The sequence below is a fragment of the Streptomyces sp. NBC_01092 genome (genome assembly GCF_045039535.1).
Taxonomy (GTDB): domain Bacteria; phylum Actinomycetota; class Actinomycetes; order Streptomycetales; family Streptomycetaceae; genus Streptomyces.
On sequence record NZ_CP108659.1, the window covers coordinates 10,271,083 to 10,289,627 of the forward strand.

An 18,545-nucleotide genomic window follows, 5' to 3' on the forward strand; every position below is an offset into this window, starting at 1 on the left:
CGCTCCCACGCTTCACGAGTCTTTCTGGAGGTCCCTGCCCGATGGCCCAGTCGGTGGGTATCAAGGACGTCGCCCGAGCCGCCGGAGTCTCCGTCGGTACGGTCTCGAACGTCATCAACCGTCCGGACACGGTCGCGACCGAGACCCGGGCGCGGGTGCAGTCCGCGATAGACCGGCTGGGCTATGTCCGCAGCGAGTCCGCGCGCCAGCTGCGCGCGGGCCGCAGCCGGATCATGGGCCTGCTCGTCCTCGACATGGGCAACCCCTTCTTCGTCGACGTGGCCCGCGGCGCCGAGCGGACCGCGCGTGACGCCGGGCTCGGCGTGATGGTCTGCAACAGCGCACAGAGCGCGAGCGAGGAGGCCGACTACCTCTCCCTGTTCGCCGAGCAGCGGGTGCGCGGCGTCCTGCTGACGCCCGCCGACGCCACCGGCCGCAACATCGAGACGTTCCGCCGGCACGGCATCCCCTTCGTCCTCGTCGACCGGGTCGCCGAAGGCACCACCGAGTGCTCGGTCTCCGTCGACGACGTCGCGGGCGGCGCCCTCGCCGTACGCCATCTCGTCGACGCCGGGCACCGCTCCATCGCCTACGTCAGTGGCCCGCCCGGCCTCAACCAGGTCCGCGACCGCCGTACCGGCGCCCTGAACGCGCTGGAGGAGGCCGGCCTCGGCCCCGAGAACCTGCGCGAGCTGCCCACCGAGCGGCTCGACGTCGCCGCCGGCCGGGACGCCGGCGCCCGCCTGCTCGGCCTCGCCGAGCGCCCCACCGCCGTCTTCTGCGCCAACGACCTGCTCGCCCTGGGCGTGCTCCAGGCCATGTATGCCGCAGGCGTCGGCGTCCCCGACGACCTCGCGATCGTCGGCTACGACGACATCGAGTTCGCCGCCGCCGCGGCCGTCCCGCTGACCTCCGTACGGCAGCCCGCCGTCACCATGGGCACCCTCGCGGCCGAGATGCTGCTTGAGGAGACGGAGGCCGAGACCGGGGTGATAGAGCACGAGCACCGGCGTGTCGTCCTCCAGCCGGAGCTGGTGGTGCGGCGCTCGAGCCTCGCGGCGCGCTGAACCGGAGACGGTCCGGACCCGCGCCCGCTGATCGGCCGTTCAGTACGATTTCATGATCCCGGGGCTCGGTCGGCGCAGGAACATGTGCTGAACTGGGACGCGGCCCGAAAACCATTCGTCCCGGGAGCCCTGTTGACCGTCAGTTACCGCCAGCCCGGCGTCGTCCTCACCGACCGCCGCTTCACCGTGCCCCTCGACCACGACGACCCGACGGGGGAGACGATCGAGCTCTACGCCCGTGAGGTGGTCGCCAGCGACAAGGCGCACCAGGAACAGCCGTGGCTGGTCTACCTCCAGGGCGGCCCCGGCTTCGGGGCGAACCGCTTCGTCGGCAAGGGCGCCTGGCTCGGCCGCGCGCTGAAGGAGTTCCGCGTCCTGCTGCTGGACCAGCGCGGCACCGGGCACTCCACGCCCGCCAACCGCCAGACGCTCCCGCTGCGCGGCGGCCCCGCAGAACAGGCCGACTACCTCACGCACTTCCGCGCCGACTCGATCGTCCGCGACTGCGAGGCGATCCGCCGGGACGTGACGGGAGGCGCCCCCTGGACCGTCCTCGGCCAGAGCTTCGGCGGCTTCTGCACGGTCAACTACCTCTCCACCGCGCCCGAGGGCCTGACCGCCGCCCTCATCACCGGCGGCCTGCCCTCCCTCGACGCCCACGCCGACGACGTCTACCGCGCGGCCTACCCCCGCATCGAGCGCAAGGTCGCCGCGCACTACGCCCGCTACCCGCACGACATCGAGCGCGCCCGCCGTATCGCCGACCACCTCCTCGCCGGCGACGTGGTCCTGCCGAACGGCTACCGCCTCACCGCCGAGGCCTTCCAGTCCCTCGGCATCCTCCTGGGCGGCAGCGAGGGCAGCCACCGCCTGCACTACCTGCTGGAACACGCCTTCGTGCGCACGCCGCAGGGCCAGGCACTCTCGGACGTCTTCCAGGAGGAGGTGCAGGGCCTGCTGTCGTACGCGAGCCACCCGCTGTACGCCCTCGTCCACGAGGCGATCTACGGACAGGACGCACGCCCCACCGCCTGGTCCGCCGAGCGCGTGCGCGCCGAGTTCCCGCAGTTCGACGCGGCGAAGACGCTCGCCGGGGACGGCCCGCTGCTGTTCACCGGCGAGACGATCCACCCCTGGATGTTCGACTGCGACCCGGCGCTGCGCCCACTGCGCGAGACCGCCGACCTCCTCGCCGCCCGCACCGACTGGACGCCGCTGTACGACTCGGCGCGCCTGGCCGCCAACGAGGTGCCGGTCGCGGCGGCCGTCTACCACGACGACATGTACGTCGACACCGCCCACTCCCTGGCCACCGCCCGCGCCATCCGTGGGCTGCGGACCTGGGTCACCGACGAGTTCGAGCACGACGGCGTACGGGCCGGCGGCCCCCGCGTCCTGGACCGGCTACTCGCCCTCACTCGTGACGAAGCGTGATGTCGGTGTGACGCGTTAGGGTGCGGGCATGACCGAGCCGACGATCACTCAGCTCCAGCCCATGCCCGACGACTGGCAGCGCGCGCTCGCCGTCGTCGCGCATCCGGACGACCTCGAGTACGGCTGCTCGGCCGCGATCGCCGCCTGGACCGACGCAGGCCGCGAGGTCGCCTATGTCCTGGCGACCCGCGGCGAAGCCGGCATCGACACCCTCGACCCCGAGCGGTGCGGCCCGCTCCGCGAGCGCGAGCAGCGGGCCGGCGCCGCGGTCGTGGGTGTGTCGGCGGTGGAGTTCCTCGACCACAAGGACGGCGTGATCGAATACGGCACCGCCCTGCGCCGGGACATCGCCGCCGCGATCCGCCGCCACCGGCCCGAGCTCGTGATCACGCTCAACCACCGCGACACCTGGGGCGGCGTCGCCTGGAACACGCCGGACCATGTGGCCGTCGGCCGCGCGACGCTGGACGCCGCCGGGGACGCGGGCAACCGCTGGATCTTCCCGGAGCTCATCGAGCAGGGCCTGGAGCCGTGGAGCGGCGTCCGCTGGGTCGCGGTGGCCGGCTCCAGCACGCCCACGCACGCGGTCGACGCGACGCCGGGCCTGGAGCGCGCGGTGCACTCGCTGCTCGAACACCGCACCTACATCGAGGTGTTGACGGACGAGGACCCTGAAAGCTACGTCCGCGGCTTCCTCACGGCGAACGCCGAGACGACGGGGGAGCGGTTCGGCGGGAAGCCGGCCGTGGCGTTCGAGCTGTTCAGTAGGTAGGACGGTAGGGAGACGGGGGAATGGTGAAGGACACGGATCTGCTGGCGGACCGCTTCGAGGAGCACCGAGGCCACCTCAAGGCGGTCGCCTACCGCATGCTCGGCTCGCTGGCCGAGGCGGAGGACGCCGTCCAGGAGGCCTGGCTGAAGCTGAGCCGCACGGACGCGGACGGCATCGACAACCTCGGCGGCTGGCTGACCACCGTGGTCGGCCGGGTCTGCCTGGACATGCTCCGCTCCCGTACGCGCCGCCACGAGGAGCCCCTGGACGACACCTTCGTACCGGACCCCGTGATCCGTCCCCTGACGCAGATCGATCCGGAACAGGAGGTGCTCCAGGCCGACTCGGTGGGCCTGGCCCTCCTGGTGGTGCTGGAGGCGCTGGAGCCGGCGGAGCGGATCGCGTTCGTGCTGCACGACATGTTCGCAGTGCCGTTCGACGACATCGCGCCGATCGTCGAGCGCTCCTCGGCCGCCACCCGGCAGCTCGCCAGCCGCGCCCGGCGCCGGGTGAAGGGCGCCACCCCGTCGAGCGAGCCCGACCTCGGCCGGCAGCGGCAGGTGCTCGATGCCTTCATGGCCGCCGCCCGCGCGGGAGACTTCGACGCGCTGCTCGCTGTCCTCGACCCCGAGGTGGTGCTGCGGGCCGACTCCGGGCCGCTGGTGCGGGGTGCGGCGGCGTCCAAGCTGGTGCGCGGCGCGAAGCCGGTGGCCGAACAGGCGCTGCTGTTCGCCCAGTTCGCACAGTACGCGCAGTTCGTGCTGGTCAATGGAGAGGTCGGGGTCCTGCACGCGCCCGAGGGGCAGCCGCAGTCGGTCATGGGCGTCACCATCGTCGACGGCCGGATCACGCACATGTACATCCTGGCCGACCCCGAGCGGCTCGACGGACTCGATCTGTCGGACCTCGGCGGCTGACTCAGGCGGCCACGGCGAGCGCGCCGACCGTGCGGTGCGGGCCGACCACCCGCCCGTCCGGGAGTACCTCGCCGGTGTCGTCGAAGGCGATGGTGCCGTTGCACAGCAGGTACCAGCCCTGCTCGGGATGGGCCGACACGATCACGGCGGCCTGACGGTCCGGGCTGTCGACGGTGGGGCACGGGGGCTGGTGGCTGCACATGACGTCTCCTCGGTTTCCTCGATGCGGTGCTGCTCCTGCTTTCGTCGGCTCGTACATCCGTGGTACCCGAGCTTGTTTTCCGTTGGATGAGGGGACCCCCACAGCACCGGAAACTCATCGGTGAGTTTTCGCCCCGAGCGGGAGATTAGGCTGGTGACATGCAAGATCACCCCGGCGACCTCATCGACCTGCGCGGAGACTGCGCGAACTGTTTCGGGCTGTGCTGTGTCGCGCTGCCCTTCACGGCCTCGGCGGACTTCGCGCTCGACAAGGCCGCCGGGACGCCCTGCCGCAACCTCCAGGACGACCACCGCTGCGGCATCCACGCCCGGCTCCGGCAGAGCGGCTTCACCGGCTGCACGGTCTACGACTGCTTCGGCGCCGGTCAGAAGGTCTCGCAGGTCACCTTCGCCGGACAGGACTGGCGGGCGGGCTCGCGAGCGGACGCCCGGCGGATGTTCGACGTCTTCCCGGTCGTCCGTCAGCTCCACGAACTGCTCTGGTACCTGACCGAGGCGCTCAGCCTGCCGGCCGCCCGCCCCCTCCAGACCGAGCTGCGTGAACTCCTGGACGCGACGGAGGAGCTCACGCGTCGCCCCTCGGAGGAACTCGCGTCCCTGGACGTGGCTGCGCACCGGCAGAAGGTCAACGTCCTGTTGCTGAGGACCAGCGAGCTGGCGCGGGCGGGTGTGCGCGGCCGCAAGAAGGAGCGCCGCGGCGCGGACCTGATGGGTGCCCGGCTGGTGGGCGCGGACCTGCGGGGCGCGAACCTGCGCGGCGCCTACCTCATAGCCGCCGACCTGACCGGCGCCGACCTGCGCGGGGCGGACCTCATAGGCGCCGACCTGCGCGACACCGACCTCACGGACGCCGATCTGACCGGCGCCTTCTTCCTGACCCAGCCCCAGCTGAACGCGGCCCGGGGCAGCGCGGGCACCCGGCTGCCCGAGTCAGTCGGCCGCCCCGCGCACTGGACAGCGCAGCGCTGAGGGCGTGTCTTCCTCTGCGGGGGACGGGGCGGGTTCCCTCGGCGCGGGGATGGCAGCCCGCCGCTCCAGGTTCAGCCGCAGGCCCTCCGGCATCAGCGTCAGCCGCTCCGTCACCCGCAGCCGGTACGCCGGGTCGTCCCTGAACTCGTAGCGGCGCAGCAGCAGGCCCAGCACCAGTGTGGCCTCGTGCAGCGCGAACTGGCGCCCGATGCAGGCCCGCGCCCCCGTCCCGAACGGCTTGAAGGTGTGCGGCGCCCGCGTCCGTACCGCCTTCGGGGCGAACCGGTCCGGGTCGAACCCTTCGGCGTCCGCGCCCCAGACCTCCGGATCGCGGTGCAGCATCGCCGTGAGCACCAGTGCCCAGGCGCCCCGCCGCATCGGATGGGCCCCGCCTAGCACGGTGTCCTCGCGGGCCTCCCGGGCGAAGGCGGGCGCCGTCGGCCACAGCCGCAGCGCCTCGTCGAGCACCCGGCGCACATAGCGCAGCCGCGCCACCTGGTCGTAGCCGGGCGTCGCCGTGGCGCCCCAGACGCGGTCCACCTCGGCGCGGGCGCGGGCCGCGACGTCGGGGTGCCGGGAGAGGTAGTGCAGGGCGAAGGAGAGCGCGCCCGAAGTCGTCTCGTGGCCGGCCACCAGGAAGGTGATCACCTGTCGGCGGACGTTCTCCGCGGAGAGCCGTTCGCCGGTCTGCGGGTGCGAGGTCTCCAGCATGCGGTCCAGCAGGTCGCCGTCCCCGGGCCCGTTCGCGATGCGGGCGCGCACCAAGTCGTCGACGGTGTCGTTGAGATGGGCGATGTCGGCCTCGTTGCGGCGCGCTGCCCTGCGCAGCAGGAACGGCCACGGCACGGTGTTCAGCCGCTGCGCGTAGGTCAGGGTGCCGACCATCGCGGTCACGAAGGGGTGCGGGCGGGCCCGTTCGAAGGAGCCGAAGTCGTGCCCGAACCCGGTGCGCGCGATGGTCTCCAGGGTCAGCTTGGTCATGTCACCGGGCACGTCCACCGCCCGGCCCGCGGTCAGCGCGCGGTCCCAGTGGTCCATGAGCCGGTCGGCCACGGCCAGCATCATCGGGTGGTAGCCGGCCATCGCCTCCCGGCTGAACCCAGGTGCCAGGACCTGTTCTCGGAGAGTCCGTACGACGAGGTCTGGATCGAGCAGGTCGCCGAGATGGCCGGTGTCTCGCGGGGGCTGCTCTATCACTACTTCCCGACCAAGCGGGACTTCTTCGCGGCCGTCGTGGAGCGCGAGAGCGAGCGCATGCTGCGGATGACGGCCGCCGTGCCGGGGGTTGCTGTGCGCGAGCAGCTTGCCGCGGGCCTCGACACCTTCCTGGAGTACGTCGAGGCCCACGCCCACGGCTACCGCGCCTTCCATCGCGCCGACGCGGCCGGCGACCAAGCCGTGCGCAAGGTGTATCAACGGGCCCTGGCCGCACAGGAGAAGCAGATCCTCGCGGCGATGGCGGCGGACCCTGAGTTCGGCTCGCTCTGCGCGGAGCGGCCTGAGGTCCCGGTCGCGGTGCGGGGTTGGCTGGCGTTCACGACCGCCGTCTGTCTTGAGTGGCTGCGGGGCTCGGACCTCTCCCGGGACCAGGTGCGCGACCTGTGCGCCCGTGCCCTGCTGGGCGTCGTCGCACCCTGAGCACCCCTCGCTCCCGCAAAGAGATCGCACAGGATCGGTGGGGCTGGTTGGCCTGCGGCTCGATCTTCGATAGGTTAGGCAAGGCTTACCTAAGGAGGATTGGGATGGGTGACAGCCAAGCCTGGACGGCGGCTCCTTCCGCGGCGGAACGTGCCCGGTCGGTGCTCGCCGGCGCGTGGTCCTGCGGGGTGACCGCGGAGAGCTGCCGTGAGGAGCTCGTCGGCGCGCACACCGTGACCGAGGACGGTCGTGTCCTGCTGGAGGTGCCGGAGGACAGTGTGCTCGTCACGGCCGCGATCTGCGCGCCCCGCGGAGAGCCGTCGGCCGTCCTGGAGTTCGCCGACGTCGCCCCCGTGCCCGTCCGCAAGCGGATCCGCACCCGGCTCTGGCTCTCCGGCTGGTTCACCCCCGATGAGGGCAAACTCGCGTTCAACGCGACCCGCGTGGTGCTGCGCCTGCCGTCCGGTGCCGTGGTCGTGGACCTCGACGAGTTCGCCGGCGCCGCGCCCGACCCGCTGGCCACCGCCGAGGCCCGGCTGCTCACCCATCTGGCCGACTGCCACCCGGACGCCGTCGAGCGGCTCACCCGCCTCGTCGACTCCGACAGCCTGCATGGCGTCGTCCGCGTCCAGCCCCTCGCCGTAGACCGGCACGGACTCACGCTGCGCATCGAACGCGCCAGTTCCCACGGCGACGTACGGCTGCCGTTCCACCGGCCCGCCGACGACGTAGCGCAGCTCACCGAGCGTATGCACATCCTGCTCTCGCAGGCCAGCGCCGCTTCCTGCCCGCGCGCCCTACAGCGGCAGCGCACAGACGGCGACGGGTGACCCGAACGGCTCGCCCGCGAGCCGCAGTTCACCGCTCGCCTCGTCGACATGGAAGACGCTGACGGTGCTCGACCGCTGGTTCGCCGCGAACAGCAGCGCGCCGTCCGGTGAGAGGGCGATCTGCCGCGGGAAGTCCCCGGACACCGGCACCGTGTCGAGCAGCCGGAGCCGGGCGCCCTTCGCCTCCACCGCATAGCGCGCGAGGCTGTTGTGGCCCCGGTTGGCGAGATAGGCGTATCGGCCGTTCGGCGTCACCACCAGCTGCGCCGGATAGCTCGTGCCCGAGCCGGTGCCCGTGTCCTGCTCCTCGCCGATGGTCAGCCGGCCCGTGCCGGGGTCGTACGCGCAGACGGCGACGTTGTTGTCGACCTCGTTGGCCAGGTAGGCGTACCGGCCGCCCGGGTGGAAGGTGAGATGACGCGGGCCCGCACCCGGCTTGGCCTGCGCTCGCGCCACCTCGCCGAGCGTGCCCGCCTTCTGGTCGAGACGGTAGGTGTACACGGTGTCCGTGCCCAGGTCGACGGCGAGCACATGGCGGCCGTCGGGGCTCGTGACGAACTGGTGGGCGTGCGGGCCGTCCTGGCCGGGGCCGGGTGCCGGACTGGAGTGCGTGACCAGCTCGGTGCGCTCGCCCAGCGCGCCCGAGGCGTCGATCGGGTGCACGGCCACGCTGCCCGTGCCGTAGTTGGCGCTCAGCAGCCAGCGTCCGCTCGGATGCACCGACAGATGGCAGGGCGCCGCCCCGCCGGTGCTCCGGCTCCCCAGAACCTTGCGGTCGGCCAGGCGTACGGCGGTCACGGCGCCGTCCTCGCGCTCGTTCACCGCGTACAGCGTCCGGCCGTCGGGGTGCAGCGCCAGATACGACGGGTCGGCGACGCCGGGAATCGTCCCGGTGCCGGTGACGGCGCCCGTGGCCGGGTCGTACGTGGCGAGGCCGATGCCCTGGCCGCCGCCCTGCACGGAGGTGTAGGTGCCGAGGTAGAGGGGGCGCGGGCCGGACGGCTCGCGGCTCTCGGTCTGGGCGCTCGGGCGCGCTGCGGGACCGGTCGCCTCGGACGTCGCCGCGTCGGCCGTGTCCGCAGGGGCGGGCGCGTCGTCGCACGCCGTGGCCGCCGGGAGTGTCACACCGGCGGCCGATCCCGCGAGGGTCCCGACGAATCGGCGCCTGCTCAGCCCACCACTGCCCATGTCCACACCTCAGGTCGTCGGTCGTCGTGGTCGCGACAGCAACCTTGGCGTGGATCTCCTGTCGAGCGCAAGAAGAGCAACGGCAGTTGCATCCTGTGCAATGACGCGGTGGTGGTGGGCCGCCTCGTACCGTCTACCAGTCGCCGTCCTCCACCGGCTTGCCCTGCGCGTCCTTCAATGGCACCACCTGGCCCGGCGTAGGCGCCTGCCAGGGCTCGTGGTCGTCGCCGAGCCAGTCGCCGACCGGCTGGACCGCGCCCAGCGTGTCGGTGGGGGCGAGATCGCCGGCGTCCTCGTCGTAGTAGTCGAACCAGGGCAGCCCCGCGCGCGTGTACGCCGCCCGGTCGACCGGCGACGGCGGGGGAGCCTCGCCGGTGATCCGGCGCCACTCCGGCGGCGTCACCAGATGGACGAAGACCCGGCCGCCGGGCGTCTCGGCCCAGTCCGACAGCGGGCGGTCGTCCTCGTAGACCTCCTGGCGCATGGAACCGCCGACGCCGAGGCCCATCGCCGCGGCGGCCCGGGGCGCCCCGCCCCCGGGAGTCGGCGCTGAACCCGGGGTTGGCGGTGCGGCCATGGGCATGGCGGCGCCGTAACCGCCGAACTGCGGCATCGGGGGCACCTGCACAGGCCGGCGCAGCTCCGCCTCACGCTCACGCCACGCCGCCAGCTGCGGCTCCTTCAGCGCGAACGACTGAAGCTGGACGCCGCCCCAGACCTCCTCGCCGGTGACCTGGCCCTCGACGGTCGCGCCCAGCCCCAGCGGTACCGCCACGAACTGGCGGACCGTGCCCTTGCCGGAGTTGATGCCGTCCAGCCACGGCTGGCGGGGCAGCACGACGTAGTTCTGCGGCTTGCGGGCGAGCCGGTCGCTCCAGGGCTTCCCCGAGACGGCGCACACCTTGCCCACCCCGACCTGCAGGGCCGCCGGCTCCGCCGTGCCCCCGAAACTCAGCCACATCGCCTCGCGCAGATACACCGGGAGCATCACCCCGCCACGCGCCCGCCATGCCTCGGGAACGGTGTCCGGGAAGTCCGCCACCCGCCGGACCGGGAACTCGCCGAGCCCCGGCGGCAGCGGATGGGTGCCCGACTCGGGCAGCCGCAACGTGCGAACGAACCGCACCGCCACACCGCCCGGCAACCGCAGGGTGTTTCCGTCGACCCGCACAGTGGTGTCCGTCATCGGCCCGCTCCCTCACATCCGGCGCCGGTCCGTCCCGGCGTTCCCCTACCGAGAACGCGTGTCCATCCCGGTCCGGTTCCGCCACAGCTGCTCCTGGACGCCCATGCGTTCGCGCAGCCGGGTCAGCCGCGGCAGCCGTACCCGCTGCTCCTGCGACACGCGGTCCAGCTCCTCCAGCAGCCGACGCGAGCGGTGCTCGGTGTCGAGCTCGTCGATCATGCGGTTCACCTCGGTCAGCACGGCGCCGAGCAGCTGCCAGCGGTCCGTCTCGCGCTCCGCCTCCTCGCGCAGCAGCAGGGCGAGCTTGTCGCGGGTGCCCGCCGCAGTGCGCAACTCCGCCGACAGCCGGGACTCCGCCGCGTCGGCGTTGGTGCTGACGTGCGTGGTGACCAGCACCGAGAAGCTGACCACCGCGTCGGCGATCTCGGAGAGCAACTGCTCCACGACGCTGCCCGTGTCCTTCGCGAACAGCGGCTCGGGCTCGCGTTCCTTCGCGAGGTCGGTGAGGGTGCGCGCGAGGACCCGCAGGACGACCGTGCAGATCTCCAGCGTGTCCAGCCCCGTGCGCAGCACCACGCGGTGCAGCAGGCTGTCACGCACGCGTGGATTGAGCCGCAGGCTGTCCTCGGCCTGTCTGAGCGCGGCGTCCACCTCGACGATGTCGTGGTCGAGCCGGCGCGCCTCGTGCAGCCGGGCCGCGGCCTGCTCGACCGGCAGCCGGCCGGAGGCCTCCTCGCCGATGCGCAGCATCAACTGCCGCAGCCGACGGGCCAGTCCCTCCATGGACTCACCGGCCTCGTCCACCCACACCGGCGGCGCGAGCAGCAGATTGAAGCCGAGCCCGACCACCGCGCCGATCAGCGTCTCCAGGATCCGAGCCCACGCCGTGTCCCCGACGGTCGTGACCCCGAGGACCAGCATCGCGCTGATCGCCACCTCGGGCACGTACTCGTCGACCCGCACCAGATGCCCGACCGCCAGCGAGGCCACGATCAGCAGCGCGAGGCTCCACCAGGTCAGGCCGACCAGGAGGCTGAAGGCGATGGCCACCAGGACGCCCGCCACCACCGAGTTCACCCGGCGGATGCCGTTGGTGAGCGTGGCGTACAGGGTGACCTGGACGACCAGCAGCGCCGTCAGGGGCGCGGTCAGCGGCGCGGCCTCCGGGCTCAGGCGCAGCGCGATGACATACGCGATCGTCGCCGCGGCCGCCGACCGCAGCGTCTGGACGACCACGGGGTCCCGGCGCAGCCTGGCCAGCCGCTCCAGGTACGGCGTCTCCTCACGTGCCACTCGCATCCTCGGGCTGTTCCCTTTCCGCCGATGCATCCCACACACCGCTTGCGGAACGTAACGGTCCGCAAGGAACCCCAGATTGATCGCAATGGGCGCGCTACGGCAAGAGGCGGGGCCGGTGATCGTCGACACCCGCGCGAGCCGGGCGGCCGACCGGGTCCGGAACGGGGGAAATCCCCCGCCGTCCCCCCGGGTTGTCCGCAGTCGAGAACGGAGGACCGCCGGATGGTCCCCCGCCGGCCGGAGCGCAAGCCTTGGATCATGAGACGGCATCGGACCGGATTAGTACTGACCCTGTTCATCATCCTCGCCGCCCTGACGACCGGCATCCCGGCCACGGCGGCGCCGACCCCCACCACCACGGTCGTCGCGGCACTCGATCGCGCGGCACATCCGCTGCGCACCGTCGAACCGGGCGGCGACAGGAGCGATCTGCGCGCCCTGGACCGGATGATCGGCGACGCCCGGGTCGTGGGCCTCGGCGAGGCCACACACAGCTCGCACGACTTCTTCGCCCTCAAGGACCGCGTCTTCCGTCATCTCGTCGGGACGAAGGGCCTGCGCACCTTCGCCCTGGAGACCCCCTGGAGCACCGGACAGCGCCTCAACGACTACGTCCTGTACGGCAAGGGCGATCCCCGGCGCGTCATGCGCGAGGAGTTCCAGCGGGACTACCTGTGGTGGAACAACACCGACTATCTGCGGCTGGTCGAGTGGATGCGCGCCTACAACGTCGGCCACCCCGGCGATCCCGTCCGCTTCATGGGCGACGACATCGCCTGGACGGGACCCGAGTTGTACGACGCCGTCGAGGACTACGCGGCCGGCGCCCACCCCGAGCTGAGCGCCCGGCTCGCCGAGCTCTACCAAGGGCTGCGGCCCACGGTGCAGACCGGCGCGTACATCGAGGGGTATCTCAAGCTGCCGTACGCCGAACGGAAGGAGCGTGCGAACCGCACGGGCGAGGCGCTTCGGCTGCTTCAGCGGCAGGCTCCGGCCGCCGACCGCGACGCGTACGACCGGGCCGTCCAGGACGCGACGGTGATCGACCAGACCGCCCGGCAGTACGCCTTCGACTTCACCGACCCGGCCCAGATCGCCGAAGCCATGCGCTACCGCGACGGGGCGATGGCGGCCAACGTGGTGTGGTGGCAGAAGCACACCGGCACCAAGGTGCTGCTGTCCGCGCACAACAACCACGTCGGCTATGTGCCGGAGAAGCCGGCCGAGAACCCGAAGGTGCAGGGCGCGTTCCTGCGCGAGAGCCTCGGCGCGGGCTATGTCAGCGTCGGCCTGACCTTCGGCCACGGTTCGTTCAACGCCACCGGTCAGGACGACGAGGTCATCCGCCGCTGGACGCTGGGACCGGCGGACCCGGGCAGCAACGAGCGGACCCTGGACCGGGTGCGGTACCGCGACTACCTGCTCGACATGCGGTCCGTCGCGGCGCCGGCCGGCGCCTGGTTGCGGCAGGCGCGGCCGACGCGGAGTATCGGCACGGCCTACCCGGACGGCCCGCACGACATCGCGCTCGCCCGCAGCCATGACGTCCTGATCCATCTCCACCGGGTGGAGGCGGCGCGGCTGCGGGACCGGTAGGGGCCCGTCAGAAGTACACCTTGTCGAGGAAGGAGGACAGATTGCCCGTCGTCCGGGCGATCTGTTCCTCCAGTGTCAGGCTCTCCTCGAAGCGGCCCCCCGACTGCGGGACCTTCTTCCCGCGCAGGTAGAGGGAGCACGCCAGGTCGGTGCACATGTACAGGCCCACCGAATTGCCCTCGCGCCCTGCCGCACCCGCCTTGCGGGCCGTCATCAGCGAGACGCCGCCGCCCGGATGGGTCGTCAGACACAGGGAGCACATGCTGCGATGCAGGAACCCGCGCTGCGAGGACGGAAAGCGCAGGGTGATGCCCACGGGGCTGCCCTCCCGCTCGGTCACCAGATAGCTGCGGTCGGGTGCCCCCGGATCCCGCCAGCCGAGGAAGTCGAGGTCGTCCCAGGGGCGTTCGTCGAGATCGCGGGGCAGGGACACCCGCTTGGCCTCCCCTTTCGAGCAGTTGATAAATGAGTTGCGGATGTCCTGCTCGGCGAGTGGCCTCATGGGGAGCCTCCTGGGAGTCGGTCCGAAACCTAGAGGGTCTAGGTTTACGCCTAGGTTAGGCAGGCTGGACGAAAGGGAGCCAGTGAATTTCAGCGATCCCGGGTCACCTCGGTCCCGGGCGGCCCTGCGGCATGTCGCGGACTCCTCCACGGGGCCGGCCCTCGACCCCGATGTGCGTGTCACCCTCAACTTCCATCCGGACCGGCTCGTACGGACGGTACCGATCCTGCGTGCGCTGGCCGAGGACGGCACGTACCACTCGCAGTTCGTCACCGGTACCAGCAACGGCGGGCTCACTGCCCACCCCGGCGGTGACCGATGGCGCTGGGAGAGTCGCATCTTCGGCGGGGTGTACGACGACGCCAGCGCGCCCGAGCGGCCCGTGTACGGCGCGCTGAACTTCCGGCGGCAAGTCGTCGGCGCCGCCCCGCGGTTCGGCTCGGCGTACTTCCGGCTGACGGGCTCGACACTCGCCCGTGCCACCTTCTGCTACCCCGACAGCGCGGCCGAACCGACCGACTTCGGGGTCGCCGCGGGCATGCACCTGGTCGCCCTCGCCGAGACCGACGACCGGGACGCCCTCGACGACTACATCGAGGCGCAGATCCACGGCGCGGTGGTCCTCGCACGTGACGTGGAGGCCGTCGTCCTGGACGCCTGCTACCGCGGCACCCCGGTCGAGACCGGGGCCCGCCTCCTGCCCTGCCCCGTCGAATAGCACCCCGGCTACCGCCTCACCGTGCCCGAGCTGCGCCGTCACGCGGACTATCGCGGCCAGGAGTACGTCGATCTCGGCGCCCGGATCGCCGAGGACGGCCGTGTCGACCCGCGCGTCATCGGGGACGCCGCGCGCACCGGACGGTACGAGCTCCAGGACCTGAAGAAGGTCTGGCACACCCTCGCCCGCTTCGGTGCCCCCAAGGGCGCGGGCACGGCCTACTCCGACCCGGCCGAGGCGGTGGGCGCCGGCGGCCACACCCCCGGGGCGAGCACGCCCAGCGCATAAGCGCGGGCGACCAGTTCCGTACGGTTGGCCGCGCTCCACCGTGCCGACAGGCGCCGCAGGTGGTAGTTCACGCCGTCCACCGTCAGGTCGGTCTCCCGGGCGGCCCGCGCAGTGGTGGCGCCCCCGGCTAGCAGCGCCAGGATGCGCGCCTCCATCGGCGTGACTCGCGTGGGCGGCGTCCCGGGAGACGGCTCGCGCTCACCCAGGACACGGAGCATCACCAGCAGCGCCGGCGTCTCCTCCACGGTGTCGCTCACCGGGTCGGCCGTGAGCTCCCCGTAGCGCTCCTCACCGTCGGGAGCCCGCCAGCGCACCGACACCTGATAGCGCGACCGGTGTCGCAGCCGCAGCGCCTCGGCGATCCGCTCGACCTGCGTCGCCTCCTGCGGCCGGAACAGCTCCAGCACATCCCGGCCGCGCAGCCGCCCCGGGGTCGTACCGCACTCCGCCGCCATCGCGGGATTGGCCAGCTGGACCGCGCCGTACACATCACAGACCGCGACCGGTACGGCGACGCGGTCGAAGACCATCAGGGCGCGGTTGCGCCACACGACGGCCTCCGGGTGGGTCCAGTCCATCAGCACCTCCGGAGACCCGCTGCAAGAGCGACTCATTGCTGTGCACTACATAATCATGTAGTTGCGGCGCTCCGGCGGGCGGGACCCGTCGACCAACCTGGATCGCAGTACTCCCGTACCGCGAAAGGCAGTTGTCGCGCCATGCCCCCCACCGCGCTCGACCCGCAGACCGCACACCCCCTCCCCGGCGTCCCCGTCGCCGACATCTCCGCCACCGGACCCGGCGGCACACCCGTCCAGCAGGCCATGGAGCTGATGCGCGAGCACGGGCCCGTGTTCGTGCGGCGGCTGTACGGGCGGGACGCTCTGTTCGTGGGCGACCTGGACCTGGTGGCCGAGCTCGCCGACGAGCGGCGGTTCGCCAAGCACATCGGGCCCGGTCTGGAGAACGTCCGCGAGTTCGCCGCGGACGGCCTGTTCACCGCGTACAACGACGAGCCCAACTGGGCCAAGGCGCACGACATCCTCATGCCCGCCTTCGCGCTCGGCTCGATGCGCACCTACCACCCGGTCATGCTGAAGGTGGCCCGCCGGCTCATCGACTCCTGGGACCGTGACGCCCGCGCCGGACGGCCGGTGAACATCCCCGACGACATGACCCGCATGACCCTGGACACCATCGGGCTCGCCGGGTTCGGCTACGACTTCGGCTCCTTCGAGCGCCCCGAGCCGCACCCCTTCGTCGAGTCGATGGTCCGCTGCCTGGAGTGGAGCATGACCCGGCTCGCCCGGGCCCCCGGCCAGGACCACTCCGCGGCCGACGCGGCCTTCCGGGACGACGCCGGCTACCTCGCCCAGGTCGTCGACGACGTCATCGCCGCCCGCACCGGAACCGACCAGAGCGCCGCCGAGGACCTCCTCGGCCTGATGCTCACCGCCGCGCACCCGGCCGACGGCACCACCCTCGACGCCGCCAACATCCGCAACCAGGTCATCACCTTCCTGATCGCCGGCCACGAGACCACTTCCGGCGCGATGTCCTTCGCCCTGTACTACCTCGCCAAGCATCCGACGGCGCTGGAACTCGTACGGCGTGAGGTGGACGCGCTGTGGGGCGACCAGGCCGACCCGGAGCCGGCGTACGACGAGATCGGCCGGCTGACGTACACCCGGCAGGTCCTGAACGAGGCGCTGCGGCTGTGGCCGACGGCCGCCGTGTTCTCCCGGCAGGCCCGCGAGGACACGCTGCTCGGCGGACGCATCCCGCTGCGCGCCGGACAGGCCGCCCTCGTGCTCACCCCGATGCTCCACCGGCAGCCGGTCTGGGGCGACAACCCCGAGCTGTTCGACCCCGCACGCTTCACGCCCGAGGCCGAGGAGGCCCGGCCCGTGCACGCCTTCAAGCCGTTCGGCACCGGTGAACGTGCCTGCATCGGGAGGCAGTTCGCGCTGCACGAGGCCACCATGCTGCTGGCGATGCTCGTCCACCGCTACCGGCTGCGCGACCACGCCGACTACCGCCTCACCGTCAAGGAGACCCTCACCCTCAAGCCCGAGGGCTTCACCCTGACCCTGACTCCGCGCACCACCGCCGAACGCAGCCACGCGCCGCTCCCGGGAAGCGCGCACGCCGAGGCACCGGCGGACACCGAGAGCGCCGCGTTGCCCGCCCGCGTCCGCCCCGGCACCCGTGCGCTCTTCCTGCACGGCAGCAACTACGGCACCTGCCGCGAGTTCGCCGCGTCCCTCGCCGACGAGGCCGCCGCCGTCGGCTGCGAGACCGAGGTCGCGCCGCTGGACGCCTACGCGGGCGGCCTGCCCACCGACCGGCCCGTCGTGATCACCGCCGCCTCCTACAACGGCCGCCCCACCGACGACGCCACCGCCTTCACCGCTCGGCTGGAGGAGCCCGGCGACGCCGCGGACGTCACCTACGCCGTCCTCGGCGTCGGCGACCGCAACTGGGCCGCCACCTACCAGCAGGTGCCCACCCGCATCGACGACCGCCTCGCCGACCTCGGCGCCACCCGCCTCCTCGACCGCGCCGCCGCGGACGCCTCGGGTGACCTGACCGGCGCCGTCCGCGACTTCACGACCCGCCTGCGGACGGCCCTGCTGGAGCGGTACGGCGACCCCGACGCGGCCGCCACCGCCGAGGAACCCACAGCGGCCTACGAGGTCCGTGCCCTGACCGGCGGCCCGCTGGACGCCCTCGCCGAACGGCACGGACTCGTCCCCATGACGGTCACCGAGGCGTACGACCTCACCGCCCCCGACCACCCGCGTCGCAAGCGCTTCGTCCGCCTCGCCCTCCCCGAAGGCGTCACCTACCGCACCGCCGACCACCTCACCGTCCTGCCCGCCAACTCCCCGGCCCTGGTGGAGCGATGCGCCGCCGCGCTCGGCGTCGACCTCGACACCGTCCTGGACATCCGCGCCACCCGCCCCCGGCGCGACGGCCTGGCGGTCGACCGGCCGCTGACCGTACGCCAACTCCTCACCCGCCACGTCGAGTTGCAGGAGCGCCCCAGCACCGCCCAGCTGTCCGCGCTGGCCGCCGCCAACCCCTGCCCGCCGGAGCGCGTCGCGCTGACGGAGCTGCGCGACGATCCGCGCACCCTGGTCGAGCTGATCGAGGACTTCCCCGCCCTGCGCGGCGCCCTGGACTGGCCGACGCTCCTCGACCTGCTCACCCCGCTGCGCCCCCGCCATTACTCGATCTCGTCCTCGCCCGCCGTCGACCCTGGCCACGCGGACCTGATGATCTCCCTGCTTCAGGCCCCCGCGCGCTCGGGCAGGGGCGTCCACCGAGGTACGGGATCCGGCCACCTCACCGACGTCCGGCCCGGCGACACGGTGTACGCCCGCGTCCAGCCGTGCCGGGAGGCCTTCCGGATCGACGCCGGAACGCCGGTCGTCATGGTCGCCGCCGGCACCGGCCTCGCCCCGTTCCGCGGCGCCGTCGCCGACCGTACGGCGGCCCTCGCGGCCGGCGACGAACTCGCCCCGGCCCTGTGCTACTTCGGCTGTGACGCCCCCGACGCCGACTTCCTGCACGCCGAGGAGCTGTACGCCGCCGACTCGGCCGGAGCCGTCTCGCTGCGCCCGGCCTTCAGCACCGCCGGTACATTCGTCCAGCACCGCATCGCGGCCGAGGCCGACGACGTCTGGAAGCTGCTCGGCGCCGGCGCCCGGGTGTATGTCTGCGGCGACGGCTCCCGCATGGCACCGGGCGTGCGGGAGGCCTTCCGTACGCTGTACCGGGAGCGCACGCCGGGCGCCGACGACGCGGCGGCCGAGCGATGGCTGGAGGCGTTGATCGCCGACGGCCGGTACGTGGAGGACGTCTACGCGGCGTAGGTCACAATGGGAGGCGGTCCGAACACGGTGGGGGACCAGGG

General features: G+C 72.4%; 15 protein-coding genes and 2 pseudogenes. 10 read left to right on the forward strand and 7 right to left on the reverse strand.

Going from position 1 to position 18,545, the window contains the following annotated elements:
• The first annotated feature begins 41 nt into the window (after positions 1 to 41).
• The 4 genes from OG254_RS45705 to sigJ all read left to right on the forward strand — a co-directional run bounded on the left by OG254_RS45705 (position 42) and on the right by sigJ (position 4,190).
• Positions 42 to 1,067 (forward strand): LacI family DNA-binding transcriptional regulator, encoded by a 1,026-nt coding sequence (locus tag OG254_RS45705; RefSeq protein WP_405593671.1) that lies wholly within the window; start codon positions 42 to 44, stop codon positions 1,065 to 1,067.
• 132 nt (positions 1,068 to 1,199) lie between these two features.
• Positions 1,200 to 2,501 carry an alpha/beta fold hydrolase gene (locus OG254_RS45710; RefSeq protein ID WP_405593672.1) on the forward strand — a complete coding sequence of 434 codons (1,302 nt, stop codon included), beginning with the start codon at positions 1,200 to 1,202 and terminating at the stop codon, positions 2,499 to 2,501.
• Between the two features lie 28 nt (positions 2,502 to 2,529).
• The gene (locus OG254_RS45715; protein ID WP_405593673.1) at positions 2,530 to 3,273 is read left to right on the forward strand and encodes a PIG-L deacetylase family protein; all 744 of its coding nucleotides are present in this window, start codon (positions 2,530 to 2,532) and stop codon (positions 3,271 to 3,273) included.
• Between the two features lie 20 nt (positions 3,274 to 3,293).
• The gene (gene sigJ, locus OG254_RS45720) at positions 3,294 to 4,190 is read left to right on the forward strand and encodes an RNA polymerase sigma factor SigJ (protein ID WP_405593674.1); all 897 of its coding nucleotides are present in this window, start codon (positions 3,294 to 3,296) and stop codon (positions 4,188 to 4,190) included.
• A 1-nt stretch (position 4,191) separates the two neighbouring features.
• On the opposite strand, the gene OG254_RS45725 is transcribed toward sigJ, so the two are convergent.
• Entirely contained in the window at positions 4,192 to 4,392 is a 201-nt protein-coding gene (locus OG254_RS45725; protein WP_405593675.1) for a DUF5999 family protein, read from the reverse strand.
• Positions 4,393 to 4,550: 158 nt separating this feature from the next.
• Here OG254_RS45725 and OG254_RS45730 point away from each other — a divergent pair, with 158 nt between their 5' ends.
• Positions 4,551 to 5,381 carry a pentapeptide repeat-containing protein gene (locus tag OG254_RS45730; RefSeq protein WP_405593676.1) on the forward strand — a complete coding sequence of 277 codons (831 nt, stop codon included), beginning with the start codon at positions 4,551 to 4,553 and terminating at the stop codon, positions 5,379 to 5,381.
• Here OG254_RS45730 and OG254_RS45735 read toward each other — a convergent pair.
• Positions 5,343 to 6,506 (reverse strand): annotated as a pseudogene (locus OG254_RS45735) (cytochrome P450); the annotation flags it as partial. The gene OG254_RS45730 and the pseudogene OG254_RS45735 sit on opposite strands and share 39 nt — an antisense overlap.
• Between OG254_RS45735 and OG254_RS45740 the strand changes: the two are divergent.
• Positions 6,450 to 7,019, forward strand: a complete 570-nt coding sequence (locus OG254_RS45740) for a TetR/AcrR family transcriptional regulator (protein ID WP_405593677.1) — start codon at positions 6,450 to 6,452, stop codon at positions 7,017 to 7,019. The pseudogene OG254_RS45735 and the gene OG254_RS45740 sit on opposite strands and share 57 nt — an antisense overlap.
• Before the next feature lie 104 nt (positions 7,020 to 7,123).
• A complete protein-coding gene (locus OG254_RS45745) occupies positions 7,124 to 7,849 on the forward strand; it encodes a DUF2470 domain-containing protein (RefSeq protein WP_405593678.1) in 726 nt (241 codons plus the stop codon).
• Here OG254_RS45745 and OG254_RS45750 read toward each other — a convergent pair.
• From OG254_RS45750 to OG254_RS45760, 3 genes are all read right to left on the reverse strand, one after another.
• Positions 7,817 to 9,037 (reverse strand): lactonase family protein, encoded by a 1,221-nt coding sequence (locus OG254_RS45750; protein WP_405593679.1) that lies wholly within the window; start codon positions 9,035 to 9,037, stop codon positions 7,817 to 7,819. The two genes, OG254_RS45745 and OG254_RS45750, sit on opposite strands and share 33 nt — an antisense overlap.
• A 133-nt stretch (positions 9,038 to 9,170) precedes the next feature.
• Positions 9,171 to 10,223, reverse strand: coding sequence for a hypothetical protein (locus tag OG254_RS45755; RefSeq protein WP_405593681.1), 1,053 nt, complete (start codon positions 10,221 to 10,223; stop codon positions 9,171 to 9,173).
• Positions 10,224 to 10,268: 45 nt separating this feature from the next.
• Positions 10,269 to 11,522 (reverse strand): aromatic acid exporter family protein, encoded by a 1,254-nt coding sequence (locus tag OG254_RS45760; protein WP_405593682.1) that lies wholly within the window; start codon positions 11,520 to 11,522, stop codon positions 10,269 to 10,271.
• A gap of 258 nt (positions 11,523 to 11,780) precedes the next feature.
• On the opposite strand from OG254_RS45760, the gene OG254_RS45765 reads away from it, so the two are divergent.
• Complete coding sequence (locus OG254_RS45765; RefSeq protein ID WP_405593683.1) at positions 11,781 to 13,118, forward strand: erythromycin esterase family protein; 1,338 nt, start codon at positions 11,781 to 11,783, stop codon at positions 13,116 to 13,118.
• Between the two features lie 7 nt (positions 13,119 to 13,125).
• Here the strand turns inward: OG254_RS45765 and OG254_RS45770 are convergent, their stop codons facing one another.
• A complete protein-coding gene (locus OG254_RS45770; RefSeq protein WP_405593684.1) occupies positions 13,126 to 13,620 on the reverse strand; it encodes an FBP domain-containing protein in 495 nt (164 codons plus the stop codon).
• Positions 13,621 to 13,744: 124 nt separating this feature from the next.
• On the opposite strand from OG254_RS45770, the pseudogene OG254_RS45775 reads away from it, so the two are divergent.
• Positions 13,745 to 14,626 (forward strand): annotated as a pseudogene (locus OG254_RS45775) (DUF3626 domain-containing protein).
• On the opposite strand, the gene OG254_RS45780 reads toward OG254_RS45775, so the two are convergent.
• Complete coding sequence (locus tag OG254_RS45780) at positions 14,557 to 15,204, reverse strand: PAS domain S-box protein (protein WP_405593685.1); 648 nt, start codon at positions 15,202 to 15,204, stop codon at positions 14,557 to 14,559. The pseudogene OG254_RS45775 and the gene OG254_RS45780 overlap by 70 nt on opposite strands.
• 141 nt (positions 15,205 to 15,345) lie before the next feature.
• On the opposite strand from OG254_RS45780, the gene OG254_RS45785 reads away from it, so the two are divergent.
• The gene (locus OG254_RS45785; RefSeq protein WP_405593686.1) at positions 15,346 to 18,504 is read left to right on the forward strand and encodes a cytochrome P450; all 3,159 of its coding nucleotides are present in this window, start codon (positions 15,346 to 15,348) and stop codon (positions 18,502 to 18,504) included.
• Positions 18,505 to 18,545 lie beyond the last annotated feature (41 nt).